Raw genomic sequence first — 12548 nt, 5'->3', positions numbered from 1 at the left:
CCTTCGGCAGCAGACTGGTCCAAGTCTGTTGCACACGCCAGACAGCAGGACGAACAACCGGGACCTCATAGCGGGACAGCGACGACATGCCGCGCATAGTAGCTGTCGGCGATGGGACGCGTCTCCAAGATCCGCACGATGGTGGCGATCTTCCCGGCGGGCGGTTTCCGTCGGCATGAGCCGATCGCCGATCCCGAGGAGTTGCTCGCCGAGCTCAGCTCCCGCTCACGCCGCCGGGAGACACTGCGCGCATGCGGCACCTCGCGCTCACCTTAACGCCTTGCTGCCGCACGGGTCATCCAGCTGTTTCGACCGTTGTCCTGGGCACACCGCGACCCGGCCGGAGGCACCCGGGTGGTTGTGTCAGAAAGGTATTCTCACTGCCTGATCACGACCGGCGCAGCCCGTCCAGCACGAGGGTGATGACACCGTCGGCCTCGGCCCGCCAATCGGGGCGGTCATGGGCCGCACCGATGCCGTGCAGTGCCATCATCACGGCGCCGGCGCCCACGTCGTCGCGGACGGCGCCGTCCCGCACGGCGGCGGCCACCAGGTCGGTGACAGCCTGCTCCAGCGCCCGGCTGCCCTCGGCGAGCGCACCCGAGCCGGTGGCCATGAGCGTGGCCAGCGTCCGGGCGAGGCCCTCGTGGGCGTCTATGTGATCGACCATGCCGCGTAGGAAGGTCGCCAAAGCCTCCGCCGCGGGCAGCGTGGCCTGTAGCCGGCGGGCGCGGTCGCACAGCGCGGCGACTTCCCCGTGGTAGACCGCCTCGGCCAGCGCCTCCCGGGTGGGGAAGTGGCGGTACAGCGTGCCGGTGCCCACCCCGGCCAGGCGGGCGAAGTCATCGAAGCGCAGGTCGAAGAAGTCGCCGGCGTCGAAGACCTCTCGTGCCTTGGCGAGCAGGGCGTCGCGGTTGCGTTGGGCGTCGGCCCGCAGCGGCTTGTCGGCGGTCATGCGCTCCCTCGCGTTGACAAATGGAGATGACCTCCATATCTTAAGAAGTGGAGATTGCCTCCAAATCGATCGTACCCCACGAGGTGCAGCGTGAAGATCCTCATGTTCGGCCGAGGCGTGATCGCCACCATCTACGGCTGGGCCCTGCAACAGGCGGGGCATGACGTCGAGTTCTACGTCCGGCCCGGCCGCGCGGCGACGTACGGGGACGCGGTTGACCTCGACCTGTTCGATATGCGGCGCCGGGTGTGGGGGCAGCGCGTCGCCGAGAAGTGGCCGGTGCGCTACCGCGAGGCGCTGGAGCCGGACCACGACTTCGACCTGATCCTGCTCAGCGTGCCCCACCATCGCCTCGCGGGCGCCACGGCCTTCCTGGCCCCGCGTGTCGGCCAGGCCACGGTGCTGATCTTCGGCAACCTCTGGACCGAGCCGCTCGCCGCCATCGGCGCACTCCCCGCCGACCAGATCGCCTGGGGCTTTCCCCAGGCCGGTGGCGGTTTCGGCGCGGACGGCGTGCTCCACGGGGCACTGCTGCCGTCGGTCATCTTCGGCACACTCGACCGGCCCCCGACCAGCCGGGAACGGGCCGTGCGCCAGGCGTTTCGCGAGGCCGGGCTCCGGATCAAGGAGCGGCCTGACTTCCGCGGCTGGCTGTGGGTCCATTTCGCGTCGGATGCCGGCCTGTTCTCGCAGGGCCTGCGGCTGGGCTCCCTGTCCGAACTGGCCGGGGCAACGGGCGACCTGCGCGAGGCGCTGCTGGCCGGCCGCGAACTGCTGCCGCTCCTCCAGGCGCGCGGCCTCGACCTGCGACGTCACCGGGGCGGTCTGCTGCCGTTCCGGGCGCCCACCTGGCTGACGGCCCCCGTGCTCGCCTGGCTGACTGCTCATGTCGCGCCCGCGCGCCTGAGCCTCACGGCGCACTCCGACCCCGACGCCGAGGAGCCGCGCGAGGTCTGCCGGGACACCCTGGCCGAAGCACGACGGCTGGGCGTCGCGGTACCGCGACTGGAGGCGGCGGAACCGAGCTTCGCCCGCGAGGTGACAGGCTGAGCGAGCGGCGCGGCAGAGGTCCGCTCGGCCGACCCCCGGCGGCGACATGTCACGGCCGAACGGAGCCGGGAGCGGCCGACGTCGTCACCTGTCCGGCAGGACAGGTCTTGGGCGGTCCTGCTCAGCGCGAGCGTCGCAGCCCCCGCAGGAAACTCCACAGCGGGGAACGTGAGCGCGGCACTGCGCCCCCATCGGCTGAGGGCGGCGGCGTCACCGGGGCGTCCACCCCCCTGGGGGCAGGCACGCGGCTCTCCGCCAGTTCGTACTGGACGGGCAGCGACCGCAGCGCACGCATGAAGGGGGAGGCCCGCCAGGGCAACTGATCGGCAGGAAGCGCCAGCTTCAGCCTCGAATACTGGCTGAAGAGCCGTTGCACGGCGATTGTGGCGATCTGGGTCGCCAGCCGGTGACCCAGGCACGCGTGCGGTCCGGCTCCCCAGGCGAGGTGGGCCCGGGTGCTGCGGATGGTGTGCTGGTCAAGCCCTCCCGCGAACCGCGGATCCGCGTGGGCGGCCGCGACGGAGAGCATCACCGGATCGCCGGCCGCGATCGTATGGTTGCCCAGCTTCACGTCGGTCTTGGGGAAGCGGAAGGTCAGGTTGGCCATCGGCGGATTGAGCAGGGCGACGCGGTTGACCGTCTCGTCGATCTCGCCCGCGGACAGGCTCTCCCGAACGGCTGGATTGGAGACGACCTCGACGACCACGTTGCAGATCAGGCTGGCGGTGAAGTCCAGCAGGCCGGGCAGCATGAGAAGCTCGCGGGCCAGTTCGTCCAGCGTGAGGTCCGGGTCGGCCTCGATCATGTAGGACGTCAGATCGTCCCCTGGACGTTGCCGCTTGGCGGCCGCGAGTTCCGTCATGGCCTTGTGCAGGCGCTGGAACGCCGCCGCGGCATCGGGGCCGGCGTCGATCATTCGCCAGATGTCCATCACGACCTCCTCGCCGCGGGCGGCGGCGAAACCGAGGAGGCGGTTGGCGACCATCAGCGGCAGTGGCCGCGCGTACTGTGCCGCCAGGTCTGCCCACCCTGTGGTGCCGCCTTCCGACATGACGCCTATGAGGTCGTCGGCGTACTGCCCCATGGCCTGCTTCAGCAGCTGGGCCTGCGGGTGGGAGTGGTCCTGGAACGGCGCGAGCGCCTTCGTCCACGCGGCCCGCAACTTGTGCTGCGTGGCGCCCTCCGAGAACGCCGAGTTGTTGACCTGGAAAACCGGAAGCAGGGGCCAGTCCGCTGGGACGCGCGCCTCCGCGTACTCCCGCCACCTGTCCACGTTCTTGCTCCAGGCGCCGCCCTTGTTCTGCAGGACGTGCAGCACCTCCTCGTATCCGAGGACGAACCACACATGGACACCCAGGACGTCGACAGGTGCGACCGGTCCGTACGTGGCGCGCAGGCGCTCGTGCACGGCGCCGGGGTTCGCGTCGTAGTCCCTGGTGAGCAGTGCTTCTACGGACATCGATGGCAAAGTTTCAGCTGGCGGGTGAGACCACGGGCCGTTGGTCACAGTGATGAACTACCTCTCTCTGGTCGCCGCCCGTGCTCTGGGGGCTACCGGTCGATCACTCAAGAGTTCTGTAGCATCACCGATACCGCCAGTTATGGCAAGAGGAACGCGGTCCGCGAGGTATGGGACTCAACGCCGTCCTTGTCCTGCTTGCACAGATCGGGCGATGAGACTGAGCGTTCGCCAAGTCCGTCAACCTCGTCCGCGAACGCCTCACCGACAACGGCCAAGAACCCTGCGCACTCCGCCGAGAAGATCGGCTGTGCGCGTGCTGTGGGGTGGCAATTCGCCCCCTCCCCGCGCCCCGAACCGGGGCCTCGCGGCCGGGGATACGTTCCCCTTCGCACGGGAGGATCGTGTAACAGTCGGGCATGCAGGCCGACTTGATAGAACGGACCATGTCGCAGCAAGTCTCAATAAGACGGGAAATGGAGCACTTTGTGGCCGATCTCTCCCCCTCCGATGCCTCTGATGCCTCTGCGTTCGAGAGGATCGACACGACGCGTCCGAGCCAGGCTAGGGCGTGGAACTACTGGTTAGGCGGCAAGGACTACTATCCGGTCGACAAAGAGCTGGCCGACATGCTCGAGCTGACCTATCCCGGGATGCAGCAGATCGCCCTGCACGCGCGGGCCTTCCTGCGTCGCGCCGTTCGCCACCTGGCCGAACAGGAGGGCATCCGGCAGTTCCTGGACATCGGAACCGGCCTGCCCACCGTGGACAACACCCACGAGGTGGCCCAGCGGGTGGATCCGGCCAGCCGGATCGTCTACGTCGACAACGATCCCGTGGTGCTCGTACACGCCCGCGCTCTGCTGACCAGCCACCCGGAAGGGACCTGCGACTATCTGGACGCCGATGTGCGCGACCCCGACGACATTTTGCAGCGGGCGGCCCGCACACTGGATTTCACCAAGCCGATCGCGCTGTTGATGCTCGGAGTCCTGGGCACCGTGCGTGACGACGACGAGGCCGGCGCACTCATCGGCCGCTACCTGCAGGCCGTACCGGCCGGCAGCTACCTGGTCGTCGAGGACGGCACCAACGTCGTCAAGCCGCAGGCCGCCGCCCAGGCCGAGCAGTTGCGCGACGAGGGCCAGGTCTATTCCTACGAGCTGCGCACACCCGAGAGGATGGCCCGCTTCTTCGACGGTCTGGAACTGTTCGAGCCGGGCGTCGTGTCGGTGTCTCGCTGGCGCTACGAGGGTGAGGCGGTCGACGGCGTCCCGGAAGAGGTGGACGCTTTCTGCGGTGTGGCGCGCAAGAATTGAGCCGAACACGCCCGGCGAGCCGGGCCCGGCGCCTCACGCCCGTACGAGGCCACGCACCAACGCCGCCGTGGCCGAGGCCGGCAGCGCGGCCACACTGAGCTGGTCCATCAGCGCGTGGTAGGGCAGCACATCGGCGCTCTTGGTGAGATATTGCGCCGTGGTCAGCTGCTCAACGTAGACCACGTCGCACAGCTCCTGCTGGGGGAAGCGCAAGATCGTGACGGGGCCGATGCCGCCCACGTTGCCGCCGGAGGTGAACGGCAATACCTGCACGCTCACGTATGGCCGCTGGGCCATCTGCGCCAGGTGCTCCCATTGGGCATCCATCACGGCCTCATCGGCGACGCGGCGATGCAGCGCCGCCTCGTCCATCACCACCCACAGCCGGTGGGCGCCCGGCTGGGTGAGCAGGTGCCGGCGGCGCATCCGCACCGCGACCCGCCGCTCGACCTGCGTGCGGGAGGCGCCCGGCAGGCCCTGGCTGATGACCGCGCGGGCGTAGTCCTCGGTCTGCAGCAGGCCGGGGACCAGCTGGATCTCGTAGGCGCGGATCAGGCTCGTGTCCTGTTCGAGCCCGAGGTAGGGCTCGAACCAGTCGGGGATCACATCCCGGTACTCCTGCCACCAGCTGGGCGCGTTGGCCTGTTCCACCATGGTCAGCAGGCCCGATCGGTCGGCCTCGTCGCTGATGCCGTACAAGGTGAGCAGATCGGCCACGTCCCGCGCTTTGAAGCTGGTGCGACCGGCCTCCATCCGGCTGATCTTCGAAGGCGACGCCCGGATGACGTATCCGGCCCGCTCACGATCGATGCCGCGGGCTTCCCGGTGCCGGCGCAGTTGCGCGCCGATCAGGATGCGGATGGCCGTGGACCCCGACCACACGGGAGCGCCGGGGTTGACGTCGCTCCGATCGTCATCGGTAGCCGGCATGCATGCTCCTTGTTCGAGTGCCCCAGCCGTATTTCATCCCGGAGCACATCCTGCCACGGAGCATTCATTTGTCGATCCCTTCACTCAACATCGCACCCGTCACCATCCCCTCCATGCTGAACGCGCCACCCGCCGTGACGACGAGCTCGGCCAGGGGCGCGGGGGAGACGCCGACACCGGAAACGTCACCGACCCACAGCTCGAGACCACGAGGGCCCGCAGATGCACGTACAGGTCGGGCGCGGGGGCGCCGTCCTGCCAGGCGCCGGCTCGTGCCTCCAGCCACGCCACGATCGCAGAGGCCGTCGGAGCCGTCGGCGTAGTTGTAGCCGCGCCGCAGCTGGTCGGCGTCGCCATGGCTGCTGAGGTGCGCCAGCCGTACGTGGGCGTCCGGTTTTCATCGCCACCAGCGACACCACGCCGTTCACGCCCGCCGAGACGACCGCGCCGCGGTCCTTCGGCGTACGGCCGCCCCGCTTGATCACGACACGCCGCCGGGTTTCGCCGCACGCTCGGCAACCCGTCCGCCGGTCAACCCCATCCGCCGGTCAACCCCATCCGCCGGTCAACCCCGCCCGCCGGTCACCCCCCTCTCCCTCCCGGCCGGTCAACCCCGTCCGCTGTCGGCCGGCCGTGTCCTCGCCTCGTCCGCGCGATGTCATGGCGGAGTCACGGTCGCGCCGGCGGTGGCCGCCGTCGATGAACGGTGACATGTGGCGGACAACGCGCGCACATCCAGCGCCAATGGTGGTTCGTGATGAACGAGCCACGCACCCTTCCGCCCCAGCCCCATGACCGGCTGTACGCCGCGGTCACGCCTGCCGCAACGACCTGCGCCCCGAAGCCGTCGATCAGCACTGCCCGCCCATGAGCGCCGACCTACGCACGACCCACGTGGGCGTGACAAGCGCGCCGCGGTCTACCGGAGGTGAACAGCCCTTGCCGTCTCGTCCTTCTCTCATCACGCGGGTGATCGGCGTCGCCGTGTCCGCCGTCCTCGCCGTCGGGTGCTGGCTGGTCTACAACAGCGGCGCGCAGGCCCAGCCGGCGTCGTTACCGAACTCCACGCCGGCATCGATCATCTCAGCCTGGCCGTGGGCTCTGCCGTGGCCGACGACGGGACAGGCGGCTGTCACCGTCAACGGGCAAGCAGACAGTCTCACTGTGCACGGCAGGCAGCGGCCCGTGGCGATCGCGAGCGTCACCAAGGTGATGACCGCTCTGGTGATTCTTCGTGACCACCCGCTCGGCAGGAACGCCGCAGGGCCGTCCATCCAGGTCGACCGGCAGGCGGCGATCGAGTCAGGCAACCGAGACGAGTCCACGGTGCCGATCACCGCGGGCCAGATCTTCTCCGAGCGGCAGCTTCTCGAGCTGATGCTGATCCCCTCGGGAAACAACGCCGCACGTCTGCTGGCCCGCTGGGACGCCGGCTCGGAGCGGGCCTTCGCTCGCAAGATGAACGCGACCGCCGCCAAGCTGGGCATGAAGAACACCACCTACACCGGGGCGAGCGGCTATGAACCCACCACGGTCAGCACGGCGGTGGATCAGCTCAAGCTGGCCAGGCAGGCCATGAAGAACCCGGTGCTGCGTGACATCGTCGCCACCGCCAAGACCACCGTCCCGGGCATTGCGGATGAGATCGTCAACAGCAACAAGCTGCTCGGACTGCCCGGCGTGATCGGACTCAAGACCGGCACCAGCACACCGGCGGGCGGAGCACTGCTGTGGGCCGCCCATCCCACTTCGGGGGACCGCGACCGGCTGATCCTCGGGGTGGTCCTGCGCCAGGGCGATCCCGAGGACACGCTCGAGGAGAGGAAGGAGGCCGCGTTCATCGCGAGCAGGCGGTTGATCGTGGCGGCCCAGCGATACCTGAATCGTCAAAGAACACCGAATTCGTGAACGCCCCCAGCCGTTCATCGCCTCACGGGCGTCCTGACCACCCTGCTCGCCCGCGCGAAATGGGACGCCGGCCTGCTGCGAGATGCGATCCGTGGCTATGTGGTGGAGCATCTGGCCCGTCCCGGTGCACAGTCGCCGGCATCTCGAAATCCGCCTAAGGGCTCCGCTCAGCCCTTAGGGAGGAGATGGAAAATAGCTCCTTGTATTGAGCTAGATCATAGAAGCTCCTTGAATAGAGGGTGATGTTCTCGTCCAGCGTTTCATATAGGGCGCTACGCACATCCGCCACCCCAAGAAACGTCCACTCCACAGATTCGCCGTATTCATTGGCGTAGGAGATCTCATCACCGCGTCCCGAGGATTCCGCCACGGCACGAGCTTCTTCCTCGGAGGAAGCATAGATCAAAGCGATGTCCTCACTGTATCGAGGGCGAGCATAGCCTCCTTCGACGTGGGTCACATAAACCAATACGGCGATGAATGGATTCTTCCTCTGACTTTGCATCAGCCTCTTCCGGCCCCTACGTCAGCGGTTCTCTACTTCCCCCGGAAGGATATCGCAGCTACGCCTACCGCCGCACAGCGTACGGCTGGGAGAAATGCGAAAAGCCAACGCGGCTATACCGTTCCCACGAATCTACAAATGCAGTGCCAGGACCACCCTGTGCCGCTCGACTATTGTTACGTGGTCTGAGCTGCGGTTAAGCGGCGTCGTGGTATTCGCTGATCCTGCCTGTGGCGACGGGCTTTCGGCGGATGGATCGCAGGTCGTTGAGCTCGATCATGTCCCGGCCAGGCTGCGTTGCGATGTCCGGAGGCGTTGTTGCCGCGACTGGTGCCCTGGTCATACAGGCCGAGCCCGCATGCCGCTTTCCACCGCAAATCGAACCGCAGCGCTCCGACCGCGTCCTCATCGGACAACCCGTGCGAGAACACGCTCCCAACCGGGATCATCTCCCTGCACACCACCCACGCCTCAGGCCCGGACGAACCCTCCGACGGCCCATCATGGCCCGAGCCTGAACCCCGGACCTCAGCCTGGCCAGACCAGCAAGATCTTCAGGACACTCCCAGTACTGGGCTGAAGACCCTGGAGGGTTGGCAACACGGGGCCGGACAGCCCGATGCGACGGCTGGCGGTGTTTCACCAGGTGTACGTACATCTCGCACCACGAACGCGACGCGGCCCCCCGGCGAGAGTCGAGCGCCGGGTCGGCCGCGTCGGAGAACGCCGGATATGTGACCGGTCAGGTCTTCTTGGGCTTCGGCTTGTCGGCCGGCGCCTGCTGCACCTGGTCGGCGGGCGGGGCCTCGACCGTCACGGTCGCGCCGAAGTCGATGATGTCCATGATGAGGCTCCTGCCGTCACCGAAGGTGACCTCCAGGCGCCGGACCCGGCCCTGCTCGTCCACGTCGACGTTGCCGGTGACCGCCTCCAGCGTGAACGCGAACCGCCGGCCGGTCCAGTCCGGCCCCGTGGCGGAGCCGCTCTCCCTGACGTCAGTGGCCGAGCGAAGCCGTTCCAGGGCCGCCTGTGGGTCCAGCGGGGCGAGCTTGACCAGGGCGACGGCCGGCGGCGCGGCCGCCATCTCCGCATCGTTGCGCGGAGACACCGTCCACATCGCCTCCCCTGGATCCTTGCCGTACATCAGGTCGCCGATGAAGCGGGTCTCGGCCCCGTCCCCGGTCCTGGTGATGACGCCCATCCGCCGGACCGGGTCGAAGGCGCCCTCGAAGGTCTTCGGGCCGGACACGGAGTGGATGCGGTAACTCTCCTGGCCGGTGTTCTCCACTGCGGCGACCACCTGGGCCTGGGCCGAGGACTGGGCGCTGGGCAGCAGCACCACTGCCACGGCCACGGCGACGGCCACCACGACCGCGGCGGCGGCGCCCAGAGACGCCATCGGGCGGGGAATCCTGAGGCGCCCCTGCGACGTGATCGGCAGCGGGAGCCTGCGGCGTCGCGGCGGCGCCGGCAGGAGGTCGATCCCCTCCGGCTGGTCCTCGGTCGCCTTGACGAGCAGTGTGCGGAGTTCGTGTTCGGTCATGGACGGCGCCTCGTCCCGGTGTTCTACCGGACCCAGCTTGGTCATGTTCGGCTCCTCGTCTCGGTGTCTCACCGGATCCCACTCCCTTCCTCCTCGATTCGGTTGACCTGCGCGGCCGGCGGGATCAGCCGCCGCATCGCCCGCAGGCCGCGGTGCGTGTGGGTCTTGACCGAGCCCACCGAGCAACCCATCAGGCCGGCCACCTCCGACTCCGGCAAGTCCGCGAAGAACCGCAGCACCAGGGCCGTACGCTGCCTGACCGGCAGTTTCGCCAGCGCCTTGCGTACGTCTTCTGCCACGGCCCCCGCCTCGCCCACGTCACCCGGAGCGAGCAGATCGGGTAGTTCGGCGCGCGGGATCTCACGCCGCCACCGCGCCCGCCACCATGATCGATAGGTGTTCACCAGGATGCGCCGCAGGTAGGCGTCCGGCTCGCTGCTGGTGTCCAGGCGTGGCCACGCGCGATATAACCGGGCCAGGCAGGACTGCACCAGGTCCTCCGCGGTGTGCCAGTTCCCGGTGAGCAGGACCGCCGTTCTCAGGTGATGGTCACCCCGCCGGCGTACGAAATCCACGAACTCCGCGTCCACCCGGGCTCCTCTCGTCGGTGACAGCCACCCCTGTCACTCCCCGAGACCGACCGCCGGTTGACCGGGACACGCGATCGCACCAGAACGGCAGGGAGTCCCAGTCGCCGAGGAGGTCAGAAAGGGTTCGGGCTGGTCTGGGAAAGTAGGGCGGGGAGGCAATGGGAGCATACGAACGAAGGCCGCGTCAGCTGCCGGTGAAGGCGATTCGGCGTGATCTTCCGTTCGCGTTCGCCTTGAGAGAGCGCGGCCGGCGCATTGCCGGTGACGGCGATGGCGGGGTAAGTACGATCAGGCGCATGACATGTGTGCTGGTCGTCGAGGATGACCTGGTCATCAGGTGCGAGCTGGTCGAGGCGCTGGCGGCGCAGGGCTACCAGGCGGAGGCGGCCGCGTCGGGGGGTGAGGCGCTGGAGATGGCGGACCGGCATCAGCCGGATCTCATCCTGCTGGATCTCGGGCTGCCGGACGTGGACGGGGTGGCGGTGTGCCGTCGGTTGCGGTCGGAGGTGCCGGAGACGGTGATCGTCGTGCTGACGGCTCGTACGCAGGAGTTCGAGGTCGTGGTGGCTCTGGACGCGGGTGCCGACGACTATCTGACCAAGCCGTTCCGGTTGACGGAGCTGATGGCCAGGATCCGCGCGCACCTGCGGCGGCGCGGTCCCGCGCAGGGCGAGCGCATGTTGACCGCCGGCCGGCTGCGGCTCGATCTGCCCGCGCGGCGGGCGTATGTCGGGGAGGCCGAGGTGGCGTTGCGGCCCAAGGAGTTCGACCTGCTGGCGGCGCTGGCGAGCCGGGCGGGCGAGGTGGTGACGCGTGAGCAGTTGATGGACGAGGTGTGGGACGAGAACTGGTTCGGCTCGACCAAGACGCTGGACGTGCACGTGTTCGCGCTGCGCCGCAAGCTGGCCGAGCACGGCGAGAGCATGGAGCGGATCGTCACGGTGCGGGGGCGCGGCTACCGCTACGAGTCATGACGGCCTGGCAGCAGGAGGCTGAACAGCGGCGGCCCGGCCCGGCTGAGCACCAGCCTGCCGCCCTCGGCCTCGGCCAGTGAGCGGGCCAGGGCGAGGCCGATGCCGTGGCTGTCACCGCTGGAGCGGACGAACGGATCCGTGCCCTCCGCGATGCCCGGCCCATGGTCGCCCACCTCGATGGCCAGCCCCGGGCCCACGTCGGACACGGTGACCGCGACCTCTCCGCGGCCGTGGCGCAGCGCGTTGTCGAGCAACACCCGCAGGACCTGCCGCACGGCCGCGGGCTGGGCGCTCGTCGAGGGCAGGTCCGGCTGCACGGCGATGGTCAAGCGGCGGCCCTGCTCGGCCAGCGGGCCGTGCCACTCCCGCCGGAGCTCCTCCATCAGATCGTCGATGTCGAGGGGCTCGGCCGGAGCGTGGCTGTCGCGGCTGAGGCGTACGAGATCGTCGATCACCTCCTGGAGCCGCTCGCCCCTGGTCAGCGCGGCGCGTACCGCCGGAGCCAGATCCGCGCCGGGGCGGGACAGCGCGGATTCCAGGCCGAGCAGCAGGCCGGTCAGTCCGGTGCGCAGCTGGTGGGAGACGTCGGCGCTGAAGGCCCGCTCCCTGGAGAGCACGGCGCCGAGGCGGCGCGCGGTCGACTCCAAGGCCTGGCCCGCCTGGTCGGCCTCGAGCAGCCCGGAAGGGGCGGCACGAATGCTGAAGTCGCCGCCACCGAGAGCCTGCGCGGCGGCGGTCAGCCGCTCCAGGGGCGCGGCGAGCCTGGCCGACTGGTGCACGGCCACACCGGCGGCCAGCGCGATCACGAAGGTCGCGAGCCCCGCCATCAGCAGCCACGCCTGATGGACGCGCTCTTCGACCTCGGTGTTCGGAGTCGCGACCCGGATGACCATGCCGGTGCCCTCGTCGGAGGGCACCGGCGCGGACACGGCCAGGAGATCGCCCTCCACCGCGTCATGGACTCGCCCATCCCGGCCGGCGCGGGCCAGGCCGGAGAAGGCGGGGCCGTCGCCGAACATCTTGAAGCCGGACACGTCGTAGCCGCCCACGGCCAGATCACCCGGCAGGCCGGTCGGCAGTTTCAACGCCGCCGGCGCCTCGTCGGGCACGGCCGCCGCCACCCAGGCGGCGTCGCGTTGCAGCGCGGCCACGGTCTGGTCGTGGAAGAGCAGGCTCACCGCGACCGCCAGCGGCACCAGGAAGAGCACGACGGCCAGGGCGATCACACTCACGATCACCACCAGCACCCGCCGCCGCAGCGGAACCCCCTGCCCTGTCACCCCTCCAGGGTGGCAGGCGAAAGGTAAACCCCCCG

General features: G+C 69.1%; 12 protein-coding genes. 5 read left to right on the top strand and 7 right to left on the bottom strand.

Annotated elements, in window-relative coordinates; genetic code table 11:
* The first annotated feature begins 111 nt into the window (after positions 1–111).
* A complete protein-coding gene (locus tag ACFPZ3_RS64015) occupies positions 112–276 on the top strand; it encodes a hypothetical protein (protein WP_379524194.1) in 165 nt (54 codons plus the stop codon).
* A gap of 112 nt (positions 277–388) precedes the next feature.
* Here ACFPZ3_RS64015 and ACFPZ3_RS64010 read toward each other — a convergent pair whose 3' ends face one another.
* A complete protein-coding gene (locus ACFPZ3_RS64010) occupies positions 389–955 on the bottom strand; it encodes a TetR/AcrR family transcriptional regulator (RefSeq protein WP_379524193.1) in 567 nt (188 codons plus the stop codon).
* 90 nt (positions 956–1045) lie between these two features.
* Between ACFPZ3_RS64010 and ACFPZ3_RS64005 the strand changes: the two genes are divergently transcribed.
* Entirely contained in the window at positions 1046–2005 is a 960-nt protein-coding gene (locus ACFPZ3_RS64005; RefSeq protein WP_379524192.1) for a ketopantoate reductase family protein, read from the top strand.
* A 121-nt stretch (positions 2006–2126) separates the two neighbouring features.
* Here the strand turns inward: ACFPZ3_RS64005 and ACFPZ3_RS64000 are convergent, their stop codons facing one another.
* On the bottom strand, positions 2127–3464 hold the full coding sequence (locus ACFPZ3_RS64000) for a cytochrome P450 (protein ID WP_379524191.1): 1338 nt from the start codon (positions 3462–3464) through the stop codon (positions 2127–2129).
* 446 nt (positions 3465–3910) lie between these two features.
* On the opposite strand from ACFPZ3_RS64000, the gene ACFPZ3_RS63995 reads away from it, so the two are divergent.
* Positions 3911–4783 (top strand): SAM-dependent methyltransferase, encoded by an 873-nt coding sequence (locus ACFPZ3_RS63995; protein WP_379524190.1) that lies wholly within the window; start codon positions 3911–3913, stop codon positions 4781–4783.
* Positions 4784–4816: 33 nt separating this feature from the next.
* Here ACFPZ3_RS63995 and ACFPZ3_RS63990 read toward each other — a convergent pair whose 3' ends face one another.
* Positions 4817–5713, bottom strand: coding sequence for a helix-turn-helix domain-containing protein (locus ACFPZ3_RS63990; protein ID WP_379524189.1), 897 nt, complete (start codon positions 5711–5713; stop codon positions 4817–4819).
* 969 nt (positions 5714–6682) lie between these two features.
* On the opposite strand from ACFPZ3_RS63990, the gene ACFPZ3_RS63985 reads away from it, so the two are divergent.
* A complete protein-coding gene (locus tag ACFPZ3_RS63985; protein WP_379524188.1) occupies positions 6683–7621 on the top strand; it encodes a D-alanyl-D-alanine carboxypeptidase family protein in 939 nt (312 codons plus the stop codon).
* 154 nt (positions 7622–7775) lie between these two features.
* Here ACFPZ3_RS63985 and ACFPZ3_RS63980 read toward each other — a convergent pair whose 3' ends face one another.
* The 3 genes from ACFPZ3_RS63980 to ACFPZ3_RS63970 all read right to left on the bottom strand — a co-directional run bounded on the left by ACFPZ3_RS63980 (position 7776) and on the right by ACFPZ3_RS63970 (position 10259).
* Positions 7776–8126: a DUF4288 domain-containing protein gene (locus ACFPZ3_RS63980; RefSeq protein ID WP_379524187.1), complete on the bottom strand. Its 351-nt coding sequence runs from the start codon at positions 8124–8126 to the stop codon at positions 7776–7778.
* Between the two features lie 742 nt (positions 8127–8868).
* Complete coding sequence (locus ACFPZ3_RS63975; RefSeq protein ID WP_379524186.1) at positions 8869–9714, bottom strand: hypothetical protein; 846 nt, start codon at positions 9712–9714, stop codon at positions 8869–8871.
* A gap of 23 nt (positions 9715–9737) precedes the next feature.
* A complete protein-coding gene (locus ACFPZ3_RS63970) occupies positions 9738–10259 on the bottom strand; it encodes a SigE family RNA polymerase sigma factor (RefSeq protein ID WP_379524185.1) in 522 nt (173 codons plus the stop codon).
* Positions 10260–10555: 296 nt separating this feature from the next.
* On the opposite strand from ACFPZ3_RS63970, the gene ACFPZ3_RS63965 reads away from it, so the two are divergent.
* The gene (locus ACFPZ3_RS63965) at positions 10556–11233 is read left to right on the top strand and encodes a response regulator transcription factor (protein ID WP_379524184.1); all 678 of its coding nucleotides are present in this window, start codon (positions 10556–10558) and stop codon (positions 11231–11233) included.
* Here ACFPZ3_RS63965 and ACFPZ3_RS63960 read toward each other — a convergent pair.
* Positions 11221–12513, bottom strand: a complete 1293-nt coding sequence (locus tag ACFPZ3_RS63960) for a HAMP domain-containing sensor histidine kinase (protein WP_379524183.1) — start codon at positions 12511–12513, stop codon at positions 11221–11223. The genes ACFPZ3_RS63965 and ACFPZ3_RS63960 overlap by 13 nt on opposite strands.
* Positions 12514–12548: the final 35 nt, after the last annotated feature.

The sequence above is a fragment of the Nonomuraea insulae genome (genome assembly GCF_042656245.1).
The sequence above is the reverse complement of the archived record's forward strand: the minus strand, read 5'-3'. Positions and strand labels throughout refer to the sequence as shown.